This window comes from Promicromonospora sukumoe 327MFSha3.1 (assembly GCF_000385135.1).
GTDB classification, from domain to species: Bacteria; Actinomycetota; Actinomycetes; order Actinomycetales; family Cellulomonadaceae; genus Promicromonospora; species Promicromonospora sukumoe_B.
The window spans coordinates 504,933-527,259 of sequence record NZ_ARQM01000011.1 but is presented as its reverse complement, the minus strand read 5'-3'; the positions used below and the strand labels follow the sequence as shown (position 1 = coordinate 527,259).

At 74.1% G+C, this 22,327-nt stretch carries 20 protein-coding genes; 5 read left to right on the top strand and 15 right to left on the bottom strand.

What is annotated here, in order from left to right:
• Window positions 1-63 precede the first annotated feature (63 nt).
• Together H291_RS32670 and H291_RS0116060 are read right to left on the bottom strand one after the other, a co-directional pair.
• Window positions 64-1,773 carry a DUF6114 domain-containing protein gene (locus tag H291_RS32670; protein ID WP_269637115.1) on the bottom strand — a complete coding sequence of 570 codons (1,710 nt, stop codon included), beginning with the start codon at window positions 1,771-1,773 and terminating at the stop codon, window positions 64-66.
• Window positions 1,764-2,357 carry a DUF6230 family protein gene (locus H291_RS0116060; protein ID WP_020016031.1) on the bottom strand — a complete coding sequence of 198 codons (594 nt, stop codon included), beginning with the start codon at window positions 2,355-2,357 and terminating at the stop codon, window positions 1,764-1,766. The genes H291_RS32670 and H291_RS0116060 overlap by 10 nt, the downstream gene beginning before the upstream one ends.
• A gap of 128 nt (window positions 2,358-2,485) precedes the next feature.
• Between H291_RS0116060 and H291_RS0116055 the strand changes: the two genes are divergently transcribed.
• Complete coding sequence (locus tag H291_RS0116055) at window positions 2,486-3,115, top strand: TetR/AcrR family transcriptional regulator (protein ID WP_026365821.1); 630 nt, start codon at window positions 2,486-2,488, stop codon at window positions 3,113-3,115.
• 31 nt (window positions 3,116-3,146) lie between these two features.
• Here the strand turns inward: H291_RS0116055 and H291_RS30425 are convergent, their stop codons facing one another.
• The 4 genes from H291_RS30425 to H291_RS0116035 form a co-directional block, all read right to left on the bottom strand.
• Entirely contained in the window at window positions 3,147-3,692 is a 546-nt protein-coding gene (locus H291_RS30425; protein WP_198012513.1) for a GNAT family N-acetyltransferase, read from the bottom strand.
• Window positions 3,693-3,855: 163 nt separating this feature from the next.
• Complete coding sequence (locus H291_RS30420) at window positions 3,856-5,712, bottom strand: S1C family serine protease (protein ID WP_020016028.1); 1,857 nt, start codon at window positions 5,710-5,712, stop codon at window positions 3,856-3,858.
• 183 nt (window positions 5,713-5,895) lie between these two features.
• Window positions 5,896-7,656, bottom strand: a complete 1,761-nt coding sequence (gene menD, locus H291_RS0116040; RefSeq protein WP_020016027.1) for a 2-succinyl-5-enolpyruvyl-6-hydroxy-3-cyclohexene-1-carboxylic-acid synthase — start codon at window positions 7,654-7,656, stop codon at window positions 5,896-5,898.
• Window positions 7,653-8,633 (bottom strand): o-succinylbenzoate synthase, encoded by a 981-nt coding sequence (locus tag H291_RS0116035; protein WP_020016026.1) that lies wholly within the window; start codon window positions 8,631-8,633, stop codon window positions 7,653-7,655. Before H291_RS0116035 ends, menD begins: the two co-directional genes overlap by 4 nt.
• A 186-nt stretch (window positions 8,634-8,819) precedes the next feature.
• On the opposite strand from H291_RS0116035, the gene H291_RS0116030 reads away from it, so the two are divergent.
• Window positions 8,820-9,782, top strand: a complete 963-nt coding sequence (locus H291_RS0116030; RefSeq protein WP_020016025.1) for a 1,4-dihydroxy-2-naphthoyl-CoA synthase — start codon at window positions 8,820-8,822, stop codon at window positions 9,780-9,782.
• Window positions 9,783-9,934: 152 nt separating this feature from the next.
• On the opposite strand, the gene H291_RS0116025 is transcribed toward H291_RS0116030, so the two are convergent.
• From H291_RS0116025 to H291_RS0116015, 3 genes are all read right to left on the bottom strand, one after another.
• Window positions 9,935-11,662, bottom strand: coding sequence for an ABC transporter ATP-binding protein/permease (locus tag H291_RS0116025; RefSeq protein ID WP_020016024.1), 1,728 nt, complete (start codon window positions 11,660-11,662; stop codon window positions 9,935-9,937).
• Window positions 11,649-12,938 carry a DUF1611 domain-containing protein gene (locus H291_RS30415; protein ID WP_157237086.1) on the bottom strand — a complete coding sequence of 430 codons (1,290 nt, stop codon included), beginning with the start codon at window positions 12,936-12,938 and terminating at the stop codon, window positions 11,649-11,651. The genes H291_RS0116025 and H291_RS30415 overlap by 14 nt, the downstream gene beginning before the upstream one ends.
• A 164-nt stretch (window positions 12,939-13,102) precedes the next feature.
• Entirely contained in the window at window positions 13,103-14,185 is a 1,083-nt protein-coding gene (locus tag H291_RS0116015; protein WP_026365820.1) for a DUF3048 domain-containing protein, read from the bottom strand.
• 108 nt (window positions 14,186-14,293) lie between these two features.
• Between H291_RS0116015 and H291_RS0116010 the strand changes: the two genes are divergently transcribed.
• Together H291_RS0116010 and H291_RS0116005 are read left to right on the top strand one after the other, a co-directional pair.
• The gene (locus H291_RS0116010) at window positions 14,294-15,646 is read left to right on the top strand and encodes an AMP-binding protein (RefSeq protein ID WP_020016021.1); all 1,353 of its coding nucleotides are present in this window, start codon (window positions 14,294-14,296) and stop codon (window positions 15,644-15,646) included.
• 85 nt (window positions 15,647-15,731) lie between these two features.
• Window positions 15,732-16,601 (top strand): 1,4-dihydroxy-2-naphthoate polyprenyltransferase, encoded by an 870-nt coding sequence (locus H291_RS0116005; RefSeq protein WP_020016020.1) that lies wholly within the window; start codon window positions 15,732-15,734, stop codon window positions 16,599-16,601.
• A gap of 31 nt (window positions 16,602-16,632) precedes the next feature.
• Here H291_RS0116005 and H291_RS0116000 read toward each other — a convergent pair whose 3' ends face one another.
• A complete protein-coding gene (locus H291_RS0116000) occupies window positions 16,633-16,914 on the bottom strand; it encodes a DUF4229 domain-containing protein (protein WP_020016019.1) in 282 nt (93 codons plus the stop codon).
• A gap of 120 nt (window positions 16,915-17,034) precedes the next feature.
• Here H291_RS0116000 and H291_RS0115995 point away from each other — a divergent pair, with 120 nt between their 5' ends.
• The gene (locus H291_RS0115995; protein WP_026365819.1) at window positions 17,035-17,421 is read left to right on the top strand and encodes a PLDc N-terminal domain-containing protein; all 387 of its coding nucleotides are present in this window, start codon (window positions 17,035-17,037) and stop codon (window positions 17,419-17,421) included.
• 109 nt (window positions 17,422-17,530) lie between these two features.
• On the opposite strand, the gene ccsB is transcribed toward H291_RS0115995, so the two are convergent.
• From ccsB to H291_RS0115970, 5 genes are read right to left on the bottom strand one after another with little or no spacing between them, the layout of a single operon-like run.
• On the bottom strand, window positions 17,531-18,508 hold the full coding sequence (gene ccsB, locus H291_RS0115990; protein WP_020016017.1) for a c-type cytochrome biogenesis protein CcsB: 978 nt from the start codon (window positions 18,506-18,508) through the stop codon (window positions 17,531-17,533).
• A 2-nt stretch (window positions 18,509-18,510) separates the two neighbouring features.
• Window positions 18,511-20,274, bottom strand: coding sequence for a cytochrome c biogenesis protein ResB (resB, locus tag H291_RS0115985; RefSeq protein ID WP_020016016.1), 1,764 nt, complete (start codon window positions 20,272-20,274; stop codon window positions 18,511-18,513).
• A complete protein-coding gene (locus H291_RS0115980) occupies window positions 20,274-21,077 on the bottom strand; it encodes a cytochrome c biogenesis CcdA family protein (RefSeq protein ID WP_020016015.1) in 804 nt (267 codons plus the stop codon). Before H291_RS0115980 ends, resB begins: the two co-directional genes overlap by 1 nt.
• The gene (locus H291_RS0115975) at window positions 21,077-21,673 is read right to left on the bottom strand and encodes a TlpA family protein disulfide reductase (RefSeq protein ID WP_020016014.1); all 597 of its coding nucleotides are present in this window, start codon (window positions 21,671-21,673) and stop codon (window positions 21,077-21,079) included. The genes H291_RS0115980 and H291_RS0115975 overlap by 1 nt, the downstream gene beginning before the upstream one ends.
• The gene (locus tag H291_RS0115970) at window positions 21,673-22,320 is read right to left on the bottom strand and encodes a histidine phosphatase family protein (protein ID WP_026365818.1); all 648 of its coding nucleotides are present in this window, start codon (window positions 22,318-22,320) and stop codon (window positions 21,673-21,675) included. The genes H291_RS0115975 and H291_RS0115970 overlap by 1 nt, the downstream gene beginning before the upstream one ends.
• Between the last annotated feature and the right edge of the window lie 7 nt (window positions 22,321-22,327).

Here is a 22,327-nt window from a genome sequence, read left to right as displayed (position 1 = left end):
CGAGCTTGTCGAGACCTGGGTCTCGACAAGCTCGACCAGCGAGAACGCTCGACCAGCGAACGGTCAGGGGGTGCCCGCCGTGGGGCCCTTGCCGATCGGGCGGGCCGGGTCGCCCCAGACCTGCTCGCGGAAGTGGTCCCACACCTGCCGGTCGGACGTCGCGCCGATGAAGCCCATCCGCGCGTCCGTGGCCGTCAGCAGGATCTCGATGAGCGAGGCGCCCTCGAGCACCTTGGTCGCGACCTCCAGGAGGTCCTGGCCGTCGGGCAGGTTGGCGTGGATCGACGACACGTACATGTGCGCGTCGCCCTCGAGCGACACGAAGTTCGCCCGGGTGTCCGTACCGGCGACCGTGCCCTTGTCGTAGGCGTACGACTTCAGCCAGAAGCCGTCGACGACCACCTTGTCGGCCGAGATCTTGATGGCGTCGCGCCGCGTTCCGTCGTTCTTGACCGGCACGTTCGCCAGGCCGATCCCGTTGATGCCGGTGAGCGGGATGGTCAGGTCGCGGCTCTCCAGGTCGGCGGGGAGCGAGAAGACGGAGCCGTCCTCCTTGGCGCCGCACTGGCCCGGCAGGTCGACGTTGAGGTCGTACTTGCCGCCGAAGGTCACCTTCACGCAGGTGCCCAGCTCGGTGTGCAGGGCCTCCTCGATCGTCGCCTGCGGGTCGATCTCGCCGCACGGGTCGCTCGGCGCCTCGTCGGCGGCGTCCGCGGGGACCTCGCCGTCCTGCGTGGGCTCCTGGCACTCGGGCTCGTCGCCCTCGTCCCCCGCGGCCTTGCCGCCGTCGTCGTCCTTGCCGTCCGAGCTCGAGCCCGAGCCGTCGGCCGGGTCGGACCCGCCGCCGGTGACGTCGTCGACCGCGTCCCCGACAGGGTCCTCGTCCTCGCCAGCCGTCTCGGAGGCGCTGGGCGACGGCGTGGGCGAGGCGGACGGCTCGGCGTCCCCCTCGTCGCACGCCCCGAAGACCACGCACCAGAACGAGTCGTCCTGCTTGGCCTCCGCGCCCGACGCCGAGGCCGGCAGGCTCATGCCGCCGACCGCCATCGCGCCCGCCACGACCACGGCCGCGGACTTCTGCGAGAGGGCGCGCAGCGCGCCGCTGAGCGACTCCGCCTTGGGGATCGCCTCGGTGTCGGCCGCGGTCCCGGGGGCGGACGACGGGGCGTCGTCCGGCTCCGGGGTGTCGGCGGCCGGCTCAGGCGTCTCGGCCTTCGCGTCCGGGGCCGCGTCGTCCGCCCGCGCCGCGTCGTCCATCGCCGCAGCCGCGGCCGGCGGGGCCGCGGCCTCGGGGGCCGCAGCGGCGTCGGGCTCCTCCGCCTTGCCGGACTCCTCCGCGGTGCCGGACTCCTCCTCGGGCGCCCAGGACACGACGATGATGCCGCCGACGACGCCGAGCAGGAACCCGACGACCCAGCCGCCGAGGTTCACGCCCGCGATCGAGTAGACGGAGATCGCCAGCGAGATCACGCCGTAGAAGATCCGGTGCACCGGCTGGGCGATCACCAGGATCCCGAGCAGCACGAGCGCGAGCGGCAGGATCGTCGCCTGCGCGCCCTCGACCCCGAACTGCAGCACGATGTTCATGCCGAGCTGGTCCAGCTTGATGGGGCCGGACAGGAGCATCTCCAAGCCCGCGAGAACTACCAGCACACCCCCGACGAACGGCCGCTGCGAGCGCCAGGGACCGAAGTCCTCGCGCCATCGAGCGAACCTCGCGCGAAGTCCGGGGCGGCCGGCGTCCGCCGGGCCGTCACCCGGACTCAGAAGCACTCGGTGCCGTCCGTGATCTTGAGGCTGAGGTCCGTCAGCTGGAAGACGGCGGCCTGCGTGCTCCACGAGACCTGCTGGAGACCGTCGATGTCGATCGAGTCGGAGTCCATGGCGAAGTCGCCGGCGTCGCCCTTCTTGGTCGTGTTGACCGTCGAGGCGTCCACACCGATGCGGATGTTCTTGAAGATCGCGGTACCCGACAGGTCGTTCATGCCGATCTGCAGGTCGGTGGCCTTCGCGGGCTCGTCGCCGGTGCCCGCGGAGATCAGCAGGCCGACCTTGCCGAGCGGCGTGTCCTGCACGACCGACTGGCAGAGGTTGAAGAGCTTCGCGTCCTTGATGTTCGCGATGGCGGCCGGGTGCTGCGTGCCGTCCGAGGCAGTCGCGACGCCGGCGTACTGCGAGAAGCCCACACCCTCGAGCTTGTCGGCGCCGATCTTGAACTGGCTGCCGGAGATGGCGAACGAGACGGGCACGGCGCCCTGCGCGACCCCGCCCAGCAGGATGCTGGCGGCAACGGTGACCGGGATGACGGCGAGAGCCACGCGGCCCTTACGCGTCCCCGTGAGCTTGCTGAGCTTCATTGGTTTTCCCCTTGTGCCAATGTGAGGGCGACGGCATCGTCGTCCCGCCGCGACGGTAGCGCGTCTACTGACTCAGCGTCAATTGACCGGCTGACGGCGGCGCAAAGCATGCCGGATATGCTCGACGCATGGCAACAGCCCGACGCACGCGACTCCGTCCGGAGGAACGCCGCAACCAGCTCGTCGCACTGGGTGTCGCGACTCTTGCGGACCGCCCGTTGGCCGAGGTGACCGTCGAGGAGATCGCCGCCGAGGCCGGTGTCTCGACGGGGCTCGTGTACTACTACTTCGGCTCCAAGAACGGCCTGCACCACGAGATCGTGCGCCGCGCGCGCGACTCGATGCTCCACGCCTCGGAACCCCAGCCCGAGCTCCCGCCCGCCGAGCGCCTGGCCAACACGCTGAGCCAGCTCGTCGCGTACGTCCGGGAGCACGGGCCCACCTTCTACTCGCTCGTGCGCGGCGCGGCCAGCGGCGACGAGGAGGTGCGGGCCGTGATCGAGGACGCGCGGCGCCAGCAGACCGAGCGCGCGATGGCCGTGCTCCTGGAGCTGGGCGTGGAGGAGACCGAGCTCCTGCGCATCGCGGTCCGCTCCTGGGTGGCCCTCGCGGAGCAGGCCCTGGTCGACGGCGGCATCAACTCCGACCTGGCCGACGACGAGCTGGTCGGCTACCTCGAGCGCAGCCTGGGCGGCGTCGTCGCCGCCGTGGTGCCGGGCGCCGCGGAGGCCCTGTTCGGGGCACCCGCCAAGGCCTGAGCCTCGCCGGCCCTCTGAGCCCGGCCGGGGCTCAGAGGGCCTTGACCATCAGCAGGCAGGGTTCGTCGGCCCACAGGTCGGGGAACTCCTCGACCGGGTGGAAGCCGCAGGCGCTGTAGAAGGCCCGGGTCTGGTCGAACCCCGGGTCGTACGCCGACGGCCCCAGCGTCTTCACGCTCAGCAGCCGCACGCCCTGGGCGCGGAGGTCGTCCTCGACCCGCGCCATGAGGGTGCGCCCGATGCCGGCCCGGTGGTGCTTGCGGCGCACCGCGAGCAGGTGCACCTCGGCCGACGTCGGGTAGCGCTGGTCCAGGAGCAGCACGCCCAGCACGTCGTCGGCCGGGATGGCTCCGCCGTCGGCCCGGGACGACGGCGGTGTGGCGGCGTCCGCGGGGGACGTCCCGGGCTCACGGGACTCGGGTTCCGCGACCGCCACGTAGTTGGGGAACCTCGCCGCGGCGTCGACGTACTCGTGCGTGAACCTGTCGATGCCGAACCATTCCGGCAGCTCCTCGAGGATCTCGTGCGCGGCATCCGACCGGCCGAGCGTCCTGACCACGGTGTACGTCCCAGACACGCGGACCAAAGTAGTCCGGCCGGGCCAAGTTCACCCGCCGAACGCGAATACGACGTCGGCCGCGATCCGTGGCATGGAAACGGGGCGGGGCAGGACGCCGTTCCGCGTCCTGCCCCGCCCCGCTGCTCTCCGGCCAGGGTGCTCCCCGAGGGGATGGCGAGGGTCAGCCCTGGTTGTCGAAGAACTGCTGCAGCCAGTCCGGGATGTTGTTCGGGTTGGTCTGGTCCGAACCCGAGCCCGAGCCGTCCTGCTGGCCCTGGCCGGGCAGCTGGCCCTGCTGGCCCTGCTGCTGGTCCTGCGAGGAGCTGGCCGCCTCGTCCTTGACCGCGAGCGTGACGGTGATCTCCTGCGTCTTGCCGTCGCGGACCACGGTCAGCACCGACTTGGCACCAGCCTCCTTCTCGCGGACGAACGCCGTGAGCGACTCCGGGCTGTTGACCGCCGACCCATCGATCGCGACGATCACGTCGCCCTGCTTGATACCGGCCTTGCCGGCCGGCGAGTCGGCGACGACGTCCTCGACGCCCGCGCCGCGCCGGGTGACCCCGTCCGCCGTCGCGGTCGCGTCGGACATCGAGACACCGAGGAAGGCATGCTGGGCGGTGCCGTTCTCCTTGAGCTGGTCACCGATCTGCGACGCCAGGTTGCCCGGGATCGCGAAGCCCAGGCCGATCGAGCCGGAGCTGCTGGACGTCCCGCCGCCACCGCTCGACAGCGTGGCGATCGAGGACGTGATGCCGATGACCTCGCCCGACGCGTTGAACAGCGGACCACCCGAGTTGCCCGGGTTGACCGCGGCGTCGATCTGGATCGCGTTGGTGACCACCTGGTCGGACCCGTCCTCGGCGCTGGCCGTGACCGGGCGGTCCAGGGCGGACACGATGCCGGTCGTGGCGGTGTTCGCCAGGCCCAGCGGGTTGCCGAGCGCCATCACGGGCTCGCCCACCACGACGTTGTCCGAGTCGGCGAACTTGGCCGGCTTGAGGTCCGACGGCGGGTCGGTGAGCTGGACGACGGCGAGGTCGGTGGTCGGGTCGGTGCCGACGATCTTGGCCTCGTACACGCTGCCGTCGCTGAGCGTGACCTGCACGGTCTGTGCCCCGGAGACCACGTGGTTGTTGGTCAGGATGCGGCCCTGGGTGTCCAGCACGACGCCGGAACCCTCCGCGCCGCCCGCCTGAGTCTGCACCTGGATGGACACCACGGACTGCTCGACGGCAGAGGTGACCGCCGTCCAGTCCGGGTTCTCCACCGTGGAGCTCTTCACGGGGACGGTCTGGCTGTTCGACTGGCCGACGTCCGCGAGGGAGGCGCCGTTGTCCGCACCGCCGGTGAGCGTGATCAGGCCCGCCGTGCCCGCGCTGGCCAGCACCGCGGCGGCCGCGGCGGCGGCGACCACGGGGACCCAGGTGCGGTTCCGGGGCTTGGGCTCGGCCGCGACCGTCGCGGGGGCCGAGTACGGGTTGACGTAGGCCGGGGACGGGCCCGGGCCCGCGCCAGGGGTCACGGTCTGCAGCGGGGTGGTGTGGTGCTGCTGGGCGTGGGGCTGGGGCTGGGCCGGGTGCTGGGGCTGCGCCGGGTGCTGGGGCTGCGCCTGGTGCTGCGCGGCCGGGAGCTGCACCGTCTGGTGCTGGGCGGCCTCGTGCTGCGGCGCGTGGTGCTGCGGGGCCTGGGGCTGCGCGGGCTGGTGCTGCGCGGCGGGGTCCTGCGGGGTGTGCTGGGCGCGGGCGGCCTGGGCGGGCGTGACGCCCGGCGCGGGGGCCGGGGCCGGGCTCGGTACGGGAGCCGGGGCCGGGGTGGGCTGCGCGCCCTGCGGCTGCGCGGCGTCGGGCTGCGCGTCCTGCGGCGTCGCGCCGTGGGGCGGCGTCGGTACGGGAGCAGTCGACTGCGCGAGGGTCGCGGACTGCTCGGCGCCCGCGTTCGGGACGGGAGCCGAACCGGCGACCGGCAGCTGCTCGGTGGGCTGCGTACCGGACGGCTGCTGCTCCGGCTGCGGCGTGGTGCTGTTCTGGTCGGTCATCGTGACCCTCCTTGAAGTCAGAACTAGTTGACACCCCGTTCCTTGTCCCACGCTTAAACGAATCTGTGAGTTCCCTGCACATCCCGAGACCGCGCTGAGTGCAGGTCATCCGACTTCGGTCGGTTGCACTGAGACCGGTCCAACGTGCGACCGGTCTCAGTGCAACCGACCGAAGTCACGCACTCAGCCGAGGCCGGCGCGGACCCGCTCGGCCAGGGCGCGGGTCTCCGCGAGTCGGTCGGCGCGCGGGACGCGCACCTCGATCACCTGGACGCCGTGGCTGGGTGCCTGCAGCGCGTGCCGCAGCGTCGGCACGTCCTTGACGAGCTGGTGGTCCACCCCGTACCCCGCGCACAGCTGCGCGAGGTTCGCGCCGTGCGGCGTGCCGAACACCCGCTCGAAGGTGGCGCTCGCGGCGTCGCCCGTCGACGCCAGCGCGCCGTGCTCCAGGGTCGCGAAGATCGACCCGCCGTCGTCGTTCACCACGACGATCTCCAGGTCGACCGGGGGTTCGTCGGGTCCGCGGAGCAGGCCGCCGACGTCGTGCAGGAACGTGAGGTCGCCCAGCAGGGCGCGCGTGCGCAGGCCGCGCCGCGCGGCGGCCAGGGCCACCCCCACCGCGGTCGAGACGGTGCCGTCGATGCCGGCCAGGCCGCGGTTGGCGAGGACGGCGGGGCCGGGGCCGTCGAGGCCGAGCACGAGCTCGAGGTCGCGCACGGGGTTGGACGAGCCGACGACGAGCAGGTCGGCGGGGCCGAGCACGCGGGCCACGGCGCGCGCCACCGACAGCGCCGTCGGGCCGCCGAGCACGGCGTCGTCGCAGGTCACCTCGTCGAGCACGAGGGCGGCCGAGGCCCCGGCGGCCTGCCAGCGCTCCAGGAACGGCGTGGTCCGCCGCTCGGCCGGCTCGAACCAGACGGGCGCGAGGCCCGGGAGCACGACGGCGGCGTTGCGGGCGGCGTCGGGCCACGGGCCGGCGCCCGGCGCGACCACGGTGACCGCGACCGACGGGCGGCCCAGCAGCCGCTGCACCGGGCGCGAGAGCGTGGGCCGGCCGAGCACCACCACGTGCTCGACACCGTCGGCGAGCTCGTCGGCGCCGAGCAGCATCCGGTAGCCGGCGATCGCGTTGGGCCCGCCCGTCGCGCCCGAGGACGGCTCGGCGAACAGCGGCCAGCCCTGCGCCTCGGCGAGCTGCCGGGCCTCGGGTCCGGCGTCGTCGCCCGCGACCACGACCGTGCGCTCCGGGTCGCCGGGCAGCGCGGGCGAGCCGAGGTGCTGGTGCACGGCGGGCACGACCAGCGGCGGGTCCGGCTTCGGGTGCCCCTCCTCGGCGCCCCCCGCGGGCAGGCCGGGCAGCGGGGCCGACGGCGCCAGCGGGTCCCGGAACGCGAGGTTGAGGTGCACCGGGCCGGGGTGCCCGGACCGGAACCCGAGGGCGGCGGCGACCGCGCGGCCGGCGAAGCTCCGCAGGTCACGCAGCGCCGTCGCGGCGTCGTCCTCGCCGGCCGGGGCGACGGGCGCGGGGACGTCCACGGCGTACCGCACCGCGGAGCCGAAGATGCCGACCTGGTCGGTGGTCTGCGACGCGCCGGTGCCGCGCAGCTCGTGCGGTCGGTCGGCGGTGAGCAGGATCAGCGGCAGGCCCGCGTGGTTGGCCTCCAGCACCGCGGGGTGCAGGTTCGCGACGGCCGTCCCCGAGGTGGTGACGACGGCGACCGGCGCACCCTCCGCGCCCTTGGACAGGCCGAGCGCGAGGAACCCCGCGTCCCGCTCGTCGATCCGGACGTGCAGGGTGAGGTGCCCGGCGTCGGCGGCCTCGGCGAGCGCGTACGCGAGCGGGGCGCTGCGCGAGCCGGGCGCGAGCACGGCGTCGCGCACACCCCGGCTGACCAGGTCGGCGATCAGGGCGCGGGCGGTGGCCACGGCGGGCGGGATGGTCATGCGTCCTCCAGGATCCGGGTCAGGCGGTGGTACCGGTCGAGCCAGCGCCGCGTGGTCGCCTCGTCGGCGGCCGCGGCCGCGAGCGCCTCGGGCGACGGGTCGGGGCGGCGCACGGGGAGCGCGCCGTCGACCGGCAGCAGCGGCTGGGCGACGACGTCGTGGGTCAGGAGCTGCGACGTCGCGAGGCCGCACGCGTACGGGAGCTCGGGCAGCGCGGCGGCCAGCGCCACGCCGGCGGCCAACCCCACGGAGCTCTCCAGCGCGGAGGAGACGACGACGGGCAGGCCGACCTGCTCGGCGAGGTCGAGGCAGGCGCGCACGCCGCCGAGCGGCTGGACCTTGAGGACCACGATGTCGGCGGCCTCCTGGCGCACCACCCGCATCGGATCGGAGGCACGGCGGATGGACTCGTCGGCGGCGACGGGCACGTCCTGCTTGCGACGCACCAGGGCCAGCTCGTCGACGCCGGCGCAGGGCTGCTCGACGTACTCCAGCCCGCCGGCGGCGCGGTCGATCTCGGCGAGGTGGGCCAGGGCCTCGTCGGGGGTCCAGGCGGCGTTGGCGTCGACGCGGATGGCACCGTCGGGCCCGAGGGCGTCGCGGACGGCGGCGACGCGCTCCGCCTCGGCGGCCACGGGTTCGAGGGTGCCGTCGGGGCCGCGCTGGGCGACCTTGACCTTGGCGGTGCGGCAGCCGCCGGACGCCAGGACGATCTCGCGCGCCCGCTCCGGCCCGACGGCGGGGACGGTCACGTTCACGGGGACGCTGTCGCGGACGGCGTCCGGCCAGCCGGTGAAGGCGGCCTCGTGCGCGGCGCGCAGCCAGGTGGCCGACTCCTCGTCGTCGTAGTCCCAGAACGGGGACAGCTCACCCCAGCCGGCGGGGCCGCGGAGCAGGACGCCGTCGCGCACGTCGATCCCGCGAAAGCGGGTCCGCAGGGGCGTGGACCAGACAAGAGGTTCACCGATCAGCAGCACGGGTCCAGGCTATCGACCCGGCCGCCCCCACGGGTCGGGGGTGCGGGGCTTCACCGTTCGCTCCTGAGGTTCTGTTCAGACCACGAGCTCCTGCCCGCGGGAGTGCGGTTGAAACGTCGCAACATCGTGGCTTGCACAGAACCTCAGGAGCGCCCGGCGTCGTTCCGCCGAACTAGGCTGGACCGCGTGAGCACGAGCACCGAACTCCCCCGTCAGGTCTCCGAGACGTTCGACCCGCAGCGCTGGCGCACGGTCGCCGGGTTCGAGGACCTGACCGACCTCACCTACCACCGCGGCGTCGACCGCAGCGGCCCCGAGCCGCGCGACCTGCCCGTGGTGCGCGTCGCGTTCGACCGCCCGGAGGTGCGCAACGCGTTCCGCCCGCACACGGTGGACGAGCTGTACCGGGTCATGGACCACGCCCGCATGACGTCCGACGTCGGCACGGTGCTGCTGACCGGCAACGGCCCCTCCCCCAAGGATGGCGGCTGGGCGTTCTGCAGCGGCGGCGACCAGCGCATCCGCGGGCGCGACGGCTACCGCTACACGACGGACACAGCGGGCGAGACCTCGGATCACATCGACCCCGCCAAGGCCGGGCGCCTGCACATCCTGGAGGTGCAGCGCCTCATGCGGACCATGCCCAAGGTCGTGGTCGCGGTCGTGGACGGCTGGGCCGCGGGCGGCGGGCACTCCCTGCACGTGGTCGCCGACCTCACGGTCGCCTGCCGCGAGCACGGCAAGTTCAAGCAGACCGACGCCGACGTCGGCTCGTTCGACGCCGGGTACGGCTCCGCGTACTTCGCCCGCCAGCTCGGGCAGAAGCGGGCGCGGGAGGTCTTCTTCCTCGCCCGCGAGTACTCCGCCGACGACGCCGAGCGCTGGGGCTCCGTCAACGAGGTCGCCGAGCACGAGGACCTGGAGGGTCTGGCGCTGGAGTACGCCCGGATCATCGCGGGCAAGTCACCGCAGGCCATCCGGATGCTCAAGTTCGCGTTCAACGCCGCCGACGACGGGATCGCGGGCCAGCAGGTGTTCGCCGGCGAGGCGACGCGGCTGGCGTACATGACGGACGAGGCGGTCGAGGGCAAGGAGGCGTTCCTGGAGCGCCGCGACCCGGACTGGTCGGCGTTCCCCTACTACTACTGACGCGGCACGCCCCGTTGGTCGGGGCCCGGTCGGTCGAGCCCCCGTCGGTCGAGCCCCCGTCGGTCGAGCCCCCGTCGGTCGAGCTTGTCGAGACCTGGTGAGGGGTCTCGACAAGCTCGACCAGCGGGTGGGGCGACCGGCAGCCCGGTCGGCTACTCGTCGTCGTCCGCCACCCGGCCGTCCGGCGTGACCGGCACCGGCTCCGCCGCCAGCCGGACCTCCCGCGCGCCCAGCGCCTCGGCCAGCTCGTCGGGCCCGGCGAACAGCACCACCCCCGGGTACGCCGCGAGGATGCCGGCGAGCCGGTCGCGGCCCTCCTCGTCCAGGTCGCGGTCGAGGTCGGCGACCAGGAGCAGGGGCGGCTCGCCGTAGATCGCGCGGGCCAGCGCGAGCCGCGCGCGCTCGTCGACGGTCAGCGGGTCCCCGCCCGCGCGCAGCACGGTGCGGGGCCCGTCCGCGAACCGGTCGACGTCGAGGCCCACCGCGGCGAACACCTCGTCGGCCGTCGCGTCGTCCAGGTCGGGACGGCGGTAGCGCAGCGCGCGCCGCAGCGTTCCACGTTCGAACACGGTGCCGCGGGTCGCCAGGCCCACGAGCTCGCGCCCGTCCGCGGGCGCGACCGCTCCCAGGTTCTGCCCGGCCACCCACACCTCGTCGGTCGTGCCGGACGGCGCCAGGTCGAGGCCCACGACCCGCCGCATCAGGCGCAGCGGGGTGTCCGGGTCGTCGCCGGTCAGGCGGATCCTGTCACCCGCGGCGGCGCTCAGCGGCGCGTCGCCGGGAACCAGCCCGGGCACCACCACGTGCACCCGGCCGGGCTCGTCCGCGCCGTCGGGCAGGTCGGCCGACGCCGCCGCGCTGCTCGCGCGCTCGTGCTCGGCCCGCCGGCGGGCGGCGTCGGCCAGCGCAGGCACGAGCACCGCGCGAGCCGCCAGGAAGGTCTGCCGGTACTCCACGATGCGCCCGAGGTCGACGATCGGCGTCGAGGCGAGGCCCGCCATGGCCATCGCCGCGACCGTGACCGCGGGGTCGAGCCCGCGCACCACGCCGACGGCGGCCACGGCGAGCGTCGCCAGCAGCGCGGCGACGGTGCCCCCGGCCCGGAGCGCCCCGACGGTCACCGACCGGTCGACGGCGCGGTCCACGACGTCGGCGGACGCGGAGTCGATGTGGTCGAGCTCCCGGCCGGCACCGCGCGCCGCGATGATGCCCTCCGACGCCCCGACCGTGTCGGCGATCCGCGTGGCCATGCGCCCGCGGGCACGCCGCAGCCGCCGCGACTTGAGGTACGCGGTGCGCGCCCACGGCACCATGACGGCGGCGAGCAGGCCGAGCGGGAGCAGGAACCCGATCCCGAGGTACGGGTCGAGCACCGTGAGCCCGATCGCGGACCCGGCGATCAGCGGGATCCCGGCCGCCAGCGGGCCCACGCCCTGCGACACCCAGTTGCGCACGCTCGCGAGGTCGTTCGTGGTCCGAGCCACGGTGATGCCCAGGTGGGTGCTGCTGCCCGGCGTGAGCTCGGACTCCACCAGCTCGCGCCGCAGCTCGCGCACGTAGTCCTGGCCGAGCCGCTCCGCGACGATCCGCTCCTCGATGCGCAGCCCGCCGATCGCCACCGCGGTCGCCACGATGCTCAGGATCGCGACGACGATCGGCCAGGTGCTGCCCGGGCGCAGCTGGGTCAGCGCCCAGGCGCCCACGGCCCCGAGCGCGCCCTGGCCGACGCCGAGCGCGGCGAGGCCGACCACCCAGCGCCGCCGGGCGCCGACGTAGATCCGCGGCAGGACGCCGGGCTCGGCCGATCGTCCCTCGGCCGGCCGCCCAGCCCCGGCCGACCGCCCAGCCCCGGCCGACCGACCCGGCTCAGGCGACCGCATGGCCCTCGCCGACCTGGGCGTCCCCGACCGCCCCGAGCGACACCTCGCCGAGGGAGCCGAGCTGCGGGTCGACCGGCAGGATCGACCCGACGGGCGCCGCGCCGGTGAGCCCCGCGGCGGCCCACGCGACGGCGGGCAGGCACAGGTCGTACGTCGGCACGACGCTCACGTCGAGGGCCCGGCGGGCCTCCGCGGTGGCGATCGGCGAGGCCGTGAGCACGCCCGAGACGACCGACGGCTCGCAGCCCAGGGCCCGCAGCGCCGCGACGCCGCCGCTCGCGCCGAGCGCGTCCCCGGCGGCGAACACGACGCGGTCCACCACGGACCGGAAGGCGTCGTCGACCAGCAGGCGGCCGGTCTCGCCCTGGTAGACGCCGTCGGCGATCTCGATCAGCACCACGTCGGGCGCGGGCGCCCCCGGCCGGGCCGGGGCGGCGAGCACGTCGGCCATCGTCGCGAAGACGTCGCGGACGTCCTCGAAGGGGAGCCCGAACGTGCTCGGGAAACCGAAGTCGGTGAAGTCGACCACGTGGTCCGCGCCGGCGTCGACGAAGTGGTGGGCGTCGTTGCCCGCGCCCGTGCCCGTCGCCTTGCCCGCGTGCACCGTCAGACCGGCGGCGGCCAGGCCGTGGGCCAGGCAGGCCAGCGTGGTGGACTTGCCGGAGTTCATCGAGGTGCCGATGACGGCGATCACCGGCACGCGCGTGGCGTTCCCGGCCGTGCTGCCCGCCGCGCGGACCCGGTGCGGCGCGTAGGTCGCGAGGTTCACCACCGCGCCCCCGGCCGTCAGCAGGCCGACGGGCTCGATCACCGTGGCGTCCTTGATCGCGGCGTGCCGGTCCACGACCCGCGAGGCGAGCCCACCCGCGGCGGCGAGGTGGCACGGCCCGAGGTCCTCCGGGAGCACCGCGAGGAACTGGTCGGCGGCGTACCGTGACCCGTACGCCACGACGATCTCGTCGCCCTCGAACAGGATCTGCCGGCGGGAGTCGGGCGACTCCAGCCGCTTGTGCTGGCCGATCGCCACGACCCGCGCCAGCACCACGTCACCGGGGCGCGGCGCGCCGGACAGGTCCGTGACCAGTCCGAACGCGGCGGGGTCCCGCTCGATCGCCGCGGCGACGAACCGGGTGGAGTAGGCCTTCTTGGCCCGCAGCAGCCGGCGCGTGGCCGGGTCCGGCGTCAGCGCGGGTACGGCACCGCCGACCCGCAGCGGGGTGGCGACGGGATGCGGGTCGAGCCCGCGCAGCTCCGATGACGTGTCGAGGATGCTCATGACGGCCACGCTTTCTTGTCGAGGGACGCGAGGGTGCGACGTCGCTATTCGACAAGCTCGCCATGAACTCGTGATGAGACCCGGATGAAAGCTCTCTCATCAGCCACGACGGCCGTACGCCGTCGCCGTGCGGGAAGAATACCCGCGCCGGCGACGTCGGCCGGTCAGCTCAGCTCCCAGCTCCCCTTGCCCCGCGGCACGAGCTCGACCCAGGTGTTGCCGGGGTCGAGCTCGGCGGTCTTGCCACCGGGCACCTTCAGCACGATCGGGGCGTTCAGGCTCTTCTTGGACCAGCGCACCGCGATGGCGTGCCCCATGGAGAGCAGCACGCCCTTCCCGTCCCTCTTGGCGAGCTTGGTCTCGGGCACCGGCGCCCCGGCCGGGTCCACGAACTTGGTGTTGACCACCTCGGTGGACAGCACCAGCACGTTGCGCGCGCCGTGCCGGCGGCCGTCGGCGGAGACCGACTTGGTGGTGCCCTCGCTGCGCAGGTAGCGCTTGCTCTCCCGGTCCCAGATCCAGACGGTGCGCTGGAGCGACGACAGCCGCACGTCGACCGACCGCACGTACCGGCCGGCCTGCGGCGCCGAGCCCCGGCCGGGCTTGACCGCGTACTCGAACTGGGCCGGCGGCGGGGTGGTCCGCTCGTCGTCGGCCTGCTCCAGGAACGTGGACATGGTGCCGATCACGTTGTGCGGCGCCTCGCGGGCGGGGTCACGCCGGAACCCGGGGTCGCCGTCGTCCATGATGATCGTCTGGGTGCCCACCCGCTGGGTGGCCTTGATGAACGGGCCCTGCCCGCCGGAGAACACCAGGATGCCGTCGAGCGGCGCGACGATCGCGGGGTCCATCGGCCGCACGGAGCGCACCGGCTCCACGGCCTCCGGGAGCTTCGAGTGGTAGGTCGCGACGAACCGGGTGATCCCGCCCTCGACGACCTCCTCCCACACGATGTCGGCCTCGTTCAGCCCGCGCTGCGGCCGGGCTGCAGTCGCGTTCTCGATCTTGACCGACACCGCCGGACGCTTCCCGATCTTCTCGGTGCGCACTCCCGTCAGCGGCCACACCAGCGGCACGTCGGGGTCGGGCGGGGCGCTCCGCGTCGCCTGGACCTCGGCCGCGACCGTCGTGGTGGGAGCGGGGGCGGGCAGGGCCTCCGCCCGGGTGCCGGCGCTGCAGCCGGTCAGCACGAGTGCCGTCGCCATGGCCGCACCTGTGGCACGAACCGCCGTCGTCCAACGCGTCATCGGTTCTCCTCCGCGAGCGATCGATGCCGAGCCCCGAGGGGTCCGTGTGGCGCTCACGTTACAGATCCGCCCGACGCCCGGCCCGTCGGACGCGCTTACGCTCAGGAGGTGACCCCGACCGACCCGACGAGCGCCGTGGTGCGCGCCGTCCGGGACGCCCTCGACGGCGGCCCTGCCTACGCCCCGCAGCCCCGCCTGTCCGACGCCGCCGCCCCGCCCGGGACCGCGCTCGTGCTCCGGACCTCCGGTTCCACGGGAAACCCCCGCGAGGTCGCGCTGAGCGCCGCCGCCCTCCGGGCCTCGGCCGAGGCCACCCACGAGCGGCTCGGCGGGCCCGGCCGTTGGCTGCTGGTGCTGCCGCCCACGCACGTGGCCGGCGTCCAGGTGGTCAACCGCACGGTCGTGGCGGGCACGGAGGTGCGCGTCGGCGACCTGACCCCGTTCACCCCGGCGGCGTTCGCGGCCCTGGCCCGCGGCTTCCTCAACGGCCACGAGGGCGAGCGCGCCTACGTCTCGATCGTGCCCACCCAGCTGCACCGGCTCGTCGCGGCGGCGGGCGGGGACGGCACGGCCGGCGGGGACGACGACGGTACGGACGACGGCGCCGGCCTGGCCGAGCTCGCGCGGTTCGACGCCGTGCTGGTCGGCGGCGCGGCGACGCCCGCCGCGCTCCTGGCCCGCGCGCGGGCCGCGGGCGTGCGCGCCGTGACCACCTACGGCATGTCCGAGACGAGCGGCGGCTGCGTGTACGACGGCGTCCCGCTGGCCGGGGTGCGGGTCCGCCTGGCGGCCCCCGGCACGAGCGCGGACGCCTCCCCCGGGCCCGACCCTGACTCCGAGTCCGACTCCGACTCCGACTCCGACGATGGCGCCCCACGCACCGGCGTCGTCGAGCTGTCCGGCCCCGTGCTCGCGGAGGGCTACGTGGGCGACGCCGCCGCGACTGCCGCCGCGTTCCGCACCGACCCCGACGGCACCCGCTGGTTCCGCACCTCCGACCTGGGCCGCCTCGACGGGGGTCGCCTCACGATCCTCGGCCGGGCGGACGACGTGATCCTCACCGGCGGCGTCAACGTCGCCCCGGCCGCCGTCGAGGCCGCGATCGCCGAGCACCTCGCCGGGCTGGGCACGCCGGGTGAGGCGTGCGTCGTCGGCGTGCCCGACGAGGAGTGGGGCCAGGCCGTGGTCGCCGTCCTCGCCCTGCCGGGCACCCCGGACGCCGGCCCGGCGCCCACCGCCGCCGGCCCCGCACCCACCGCCCCAGGCCCGCCCCTCACCGCCGGGGGCGCCGAGCTCCTCGCCGGGCTGCGCTCCGCCGTCGGACAGACGCTCGGGGCGCCCGCCGCGCCCCGGCGGGTCTACCTCGCCGCGGCCCTGCCGACCCGGGGTCCGGGCAAGGTGGACCGCCGGGCGGTGCGCGACGCCGTCGTGCGGGCGGGGCGGGAACCCGTGCGACCATGACTTCGTTCCTCCGCCAGGACCGTGCGCAGGCCCGGTCCTGGTGTCTCGAGAACCCAGGCACACCCCACGAACGAAGGACGCACTGATGGCCACTGCCGCCGAGTGGATCTCCGGGGCCCGGCCCCGCACGCTGCCGGCGGCGGCGGCACCGGTCATGGTCGGCACGGGCGCGGCCGCGCAGGTCGACTCCTCGGCGGCGCTGCCCGCGCTGCTGGCGCTCGGCGTCGCCCTCGCGCTGCAGGTGGGCGTCAACTTCGCCAACGACTACTCGGACGGCGTGCGCGGCACCGACCTCGACCGCGTGGGCCCCATGCGGCTGACCGCGTCGGGGGCCGCGGCGCCCCGCGCGGTCAAGACCGCGGCCTTCGTCGCGTTCGGCGTCGCCGCGGTCCTGGGCCTGGTGCTGTGCGCGGTCTCCGGGCACTGGTGGCTGATCGCCGTCGGCGCGGTGAGCGTCGTCGCCGCCTGGTACTACACGGGCGGCAGGACGCCGTACGGGTACCGGGGCCTGGGCGAGATCGCGGTGTTCGTGTTCTTCGGCCTCGTCGCGGTGCTCGGCACCACCTACACCCAGGCCGACCGCATCACCTGGCCCGCGGTGCTCGGCGCCGTGGGCGTGGGCCTCATCGCCTGCGCGCTGCTCATGGTGAACAACCTGCGCGACATCCCCACCGACGTGCTCGCCGGCAAGCGCACGCTCGCCGTGCGGCTGGGCGACTACCGCGCGCGCCGCGTGTACATCGCGATGATCTGGCTGCCGGTGCTGCTCGGCGCGGTGTGCGCGTTCTGGGCGCCGTGGTCCCTGGTGGTCCTGCTGCTGCTCGGCCCGGCGGCGCTGCTGTCGATCCCGATCCTCGCCGGGGCGCGCGGCAAGCTGCTCATCCCGGTGCTGGCCGGCACGGGCCTGTACGAGCTGGGCTACGGCCTGCTGCTCTGGTTCGGCCTGTCCCTCTGAGCCCCCTGAGCGTCTGACACGTGGGGAAAGGTCAGTCGGCGCGGAGCTTCTCGTCGACCTCTGCGTCCTCGTGGGCGGCGTCGGCGTCGACCTTCGGCGTGGCGGCGCGCTGCGCGGCGCGGCGCTCGGCCCGGTCGGCCATCCACCGCGTGGCGGCGTCCCGCGGCTTGCCCAGGGTCAGGTACGACACGGCCAGGGCGACCACGACGGCGACCACAGGGAGCAGCCAGCCTCGCAGGCCGACCAGGTACAGCACGCCGAGTGCCGCGGCTACGAGCGCGACGCGGAGCAGGGAGTAGATCACGAGGGGCACCCACCCATGGTAGGCCGGGCGGGGGTCACGACGGCACGACGGCGGCCCCGCGGGCGACAACGGGGCGAACGTCACGTCCGGGGCTGCCCTGCCCGCGCCAACCCACCGTAGGCTGGGGGTATGCCTCGCGTACTCCTGATCTTGGTGATCGTCGGACTCATGGCCTACGCCCTGACCGATGTCTGGGGCGCGGACGAGGACGAACGTGCGGGTCTGCCCCGTTGGCTCTGGGTGCTCCTCATCGTCCTCCTGCCGCTGCTCGGCGCGATCTCGTGGATCGTGGTCCGGGTCAGCCGGCGGTCCGGCGCCGGCCCCGCCACGGGCCCGGGTTCGGGCGGCAGCCGCCCGACGCCGCCCCCGCGTCCCGGCCCGCGCCGCCCCTCCGGCCCCGTGGCCCCGGACGACGACCCGGAGTTCCTGTGGCTGCTGGAGCAGGAGAAGCGCAAGCGTGAGCGCGAGGCCCGCGGCCGCCAGGAGGCCAAGGACGACGACAGCGAGTCCAGCTGACGGCCTCAGGCCGAAGACGGAAAAAGGTCCGCCCCCCGAGAATCTCTTCTCGGGGGCGGACCTTCTTGCGTCAGCGCGTCCGGCTCGACGGCTCCGCGTCAGCGGACCGTCACAGACCCGAGTACGAGTGCTTCCCGTTGAAGATCAGGTTCACGCCGGTGAAGTTGAACAGCACGCACGCGTAGCCCGCCACGACGAACCAGGCGGCCCGGCTCCCGGACCAGCCGCGCGTGGTGCGCGCGTGCAGGTAGGCCGCGTAGACCACCCACACGATGAAGCTCCAGACCTCCTTGGGGTCCCAGCCCCAGTAGCGGCCCCAGGCGTCCTCGGCCCAGATGGCGCCGCCGATGAGCGTGAAGGTCCACAGCACGAACGCGACCGAGTTCAGGCGGAACGAGAGCGACTCGAGCGCCCCCGGCGTCGCGGTGTGGTCCAGCCAGCCCCAGTGCCGGCTGCCGAGCATCGCCGAGCCGTTGTCGCGGGCGTCGCGCAGGAGCTGCAGCACCGACGTCACGAACGCGACGGTGAAGATGCCGGTCGCGACGATGGCTACGCCCACGTGGAGCACGAGCCAGTACTTCTGCAGCGCGGGCTGCACGCCCATCGCCGCGACGAAGAACTTCTCCTGGGCCAGCACCAGGAACAGCACGCCCAGCCCGGCCACGAACGCGCCGAGGAACCGCACGTCGCGCCGGGTGTTCACCCCGACGAACACGGCGACGGCCACGAAGGTGCCGACCAGCGCGAACTCGTACATGTTGGCCCACGGCGTGCGCCCGGCCGCGATACCGCGCAGCACGATCGCGATCAGCAGCAGTGCCGCCGCCAGCCAGGTCACGGACATCCCGATCCCGGCGAGCTTGCGGCTCACCGGCGCGGCCGGTCCGGCGTCGTCCACCGGGGCGTCGACGGGCGCGTCCTCCACGCCCGCGCCGACGGCTACCTTCTGCCGGCTGCGGGCCGCGTCCCGCGCGTCGACCTTGGCGCCGGAGAGGCGCGACAGGTCCACCGCGAACGCGATGAATCCGATGGCGAGCGCGGTCGCCGCCCCCCAGACCAGCAGCACGCTGAGGTTTGCCAGCTCCATGTTCAGTCCTTTTCCGATCCGGTCGCGATGCGCGGTTGCTGAGGTTCTCGACGGGCGGCCCCGGGTTCGGGCTCGGTCCCGGTGACGGCCGCCAGTGCCCGGTCGACCTCGGCCTGGAGGCCGGCGTCGTCGCCCCGGGCGAGTCCCGCGACCTCGACCACCGTAGCGCCGTCCGGCCCGGTGTACGCCCGGGCCCAGACGCGGCGGCGCGGTGTGAAGAGCGAGACGGTGAGCCCCGCGAGCGCGAGCAGCGCGAAGACCAGGACGAACGCGAGCGAGGGGTCGTGCCGCAGGTCGAGCGCGACGTAGCGCGGCAGCTCCTCGCCCAGGGTCAGGGTGCCGAGCCCGTCCGGGAGCTCGACGGTCTCACCGGGGCGGGCGAGCACCTTGATGCGCTGCCCCTGGTCGTCGACGGCGGCCGTGAGGTTCGCCGTGTCCAGCTCGTACACGTTCTGGGGCGAGCCGTCGTCGAGGCCGAGGTCGCCCGTGTACACCTCGAGCACGAGCAGCGGGTCCACGGGCTGCGGGAACGCCGAGCGGGCGGACCCGTCCTCGTTCACCTCCGCCGTGGGCAGGAAGTAGCCCACGAGCCCGATCTGATCGAGCCCGGATGACACGTCCGGCACCTTCACGACGCCGCGGGACGTGTACATCGTGTCCTCGGGGATGAAGGTGACGCGCCCGGAGAAGGCGACCGCGCCGTCGGCGTCGTGCACGGTGATCTCGGGCGCGAAGCCGTTGCCCTGGAGGTAGATCTTGGCGCCGTCGACGACGATCGGGTGGTTCACCTTGATCTGCTCGCTCCGCTCCGCGCCCGACGGCTCGGCGACGGTCACGTGCGCCGTGAAGTCGCGGGCCTGGGCGAAGGCGACGGTGTCGCTCGCGAACTCGGACTCGAACTCGTCGAGCGTCATGGAGAACGGCACCAGCGACTCGGGGCGGAACCACGAGCCCTTCTCGAAGGTGTCGTAGTCCACCACCGCGTTGGCGAAGCCGCGGCCCTCGGTGACGATGGCCTGGCCGCGGTAGTGCAGCATCTGGCCGGTCGCGACCGACACGAGCAGGCCCACCAGGGCCAGGTGGAAGACGAGGTTGCCGGTCTCGCGCAGGTAGCCGCGCTCGGCGCTCACGGTCGCAGCGGCGGGGCGGACGCCGCGGGCGGCCTCCTCACCCCGGTCCACGCGGAACAGGGGCAGCCAGGAGAGCTTGCCGCGCAGGCGGGCGGCGACGGCGTCCGCCGCCTCCTCGGGCGTGGCGTCGGTGGTCGCGGTGGCCTTGGCCGGGAACCGGTTGAACCGGGACGGGACGCGCGGCGGGCGGCCGCGCAGGGCGCGGTAGTGCGCCGCCGAGCGCGGCAGGATGCAGCCCACGAGCGAGACGAACAGCAGGATGTAGATCGCGGAGAACCAGACCGACGAGTAGACGTCGAAGAAGCCGGCCTTGTCGAGCCACTCCCCCGCGGTCGGGTGGTCGGCGAGGTACTCGATGACGCCGGCGGCGTCCTGGTTGCGCTGCGGCAGCACCGACCCGGGAACGGCCGCCACGGCGAGCAGCATGAGCAGCATGAGCGCCACGCGCATGGAGGTGAGCTGGCGCCACATCCAGCGCAGCGTGCCGACCAGGCCCAGCGCGGGCGCGTTGGGCCGCTGCGGCTTCTCGTCCGACGACGGCGCCTCCGCGGGCTCGCCCTGCGTGAACTCGTCCGCGATGCCCTCGGGGACGTACGTCCCTTCCCTGCTGTCGCTGCTGCGGGTACGGCCGGCCATCAGATCACCGTCTCGAATCCACCGATCCAGAGCTGCATGGCCCCGGTGAGCTGCGTCCACAGTCCGGTGACCAGCAGCAGCCCGACCAGGACCAGCATCCCGCCGCCGATGCGCAGCGCCGCCAGGCGGTGCTTGCGCAGGAAGTCCAGCATGCGCTCCGAGCTCTGCAGCCCGAGGGCCACGAGCAGGAACGGCACGCCCAGGCCGATGCAGTAGGCGACGCCGAGCAGCGCGCCGCGGCCCGCGGACGCCTCGTCGATCGCGAGTGCCTGCACGGCGCCGAGGGTCGGGCCGATGCAGGGCGTCCAGCCCAGCCCGAAGACGACGCCGAGCAACGGCGCGCCCCACAGGCCGGCGCGCGGCGTCAGGTGGAACCGGGCCTCGCGCTGCAGGAACGGGACGGCCCCGAGGAACCCGAGGCCGAGCAGGATCACCACGGCGCCGAGCACGCGGATGATCACGTCCTCCCAGCGCACGAGGTAGGCGCCCAGCCCGCCGAACGCGGCGCCGAACGACACGAACACGACGGTGAAGCCGAGCACGAACAGCGCGACGCCGCCGACCACGCGGCCGCGGGCGGGCTTGGTGCGGGTGCTCACGATCCCGGGGGTGGTCCCGGCCGACGCGGCGGCCATGCTGCTCACGTACCCGACGTACCCGGGCACGAGCGGCAGCACGCACGGCGAGGCGAACGAGACGAGGCCCGCGAGCAGCGCCACGGGCACCGCCAGCAGCAGCGACCCGCTGAACGCGGTGCTCGCGAAGCCGCCGCCGACGGCGGTCGCGATCGAGCCGGCGAGCATCAGGCGGCCTCCGCCAGTACCTCGTCGATCAGGGACTCGAGCGTGGAGTGCTCGGCCTGGCCGATGACGCGCGCGGCCACGTTGCCCTCCTGGTCCAGCAGCACGGTGGTGGGCACGGCCTGCAACGGCACGACGCCTTGCAGGTTCGCGATAACCTTGCCGGTCCGGTCCTCGATGCTGGGGTACGGCACCTCGAAGGTGCGCTCGAACGCCTGGGCGGCGCCGGCGTCGTCCTCGGTGTTGATGCCGAGGAACCGCACGCCGTCCTTGGACTCCGCGAGGCTCACGAGGTCGGGGGCCTCCGCGCGGCACGGCGCGCACGAGGCGTACCAGGTGTTCACGACCACCACGTCGCCCGCCCAGTCCGTGCTGTCGACGTCGTTGCCCTCGAAGTCGGTGCCCGTGATGGCGACGGGACCCTTGCGCTCGCCGAGGTCGTACGTCTGGACTGAGCCGTCACCGGAGACGTACCCCTGCCCGACGACGTCGCCGGCGCCCGAGTCCTCGGGGCTGCACGCGGCGAGCGAGACGACCAGGCCGAGCACGATGCCGACGACCACTACCCATTGGACCGCCTTGACGGTCTTGCCCCGCATCACGCGCCGGCGACCTTGCTCGCGCCGTCGTACAGGTCGGCCGCGGGCTCGGAGTAGTGCAGGCCCACGAACCGGTCGTCCTCGAACCGCAGGGACGTCAGAGACGCGAGGTTGCACTGCCGGTTGCGCGGGTCGTGCCAGAGCGTGCCGCCCTCCAGGGCCCGGCGGGTGAGCCAGATCGGGAGCTGGTGGCTGACCAGCACGATCTCGTGGCCCTCCGCGGCGCGGCGCGCGTCCTGCACGGCGAGGCGCATGCGCTCGACCTGCTCCGTGTAGGGCTCGCCCCACGACGGGCGGAACGGGTTCCACATGTGCGGCCAGTTGCGCGGGTTCTTCAGCGCACCGCCGCCGGGCCCGGACACGGCCAGGCCCTCGAACCGGTTGTCGGCCTCGATGATGCGGTCGTCGGTCGCGAGCTCCAGGCCGAAGCCCTGCGCGACGGGGGCGGCAGTCTCCTGCGCCCGCTGCAGCGGGGACGCCACCACGTGGGTCACGTCCCGGCCGGTGCTGGTCAGGTGGTCGGCGACGATCTTGGCCATCGCCTGGCCACGGTCGGACAGCCGGTATCCGGGCAGGCGCCCGTACAGCAGGCCGTCGGGGTTGTACACCTCGCCGTGACGCAGCAGGTGAACCGTCGTGGAAACCATGACCCAC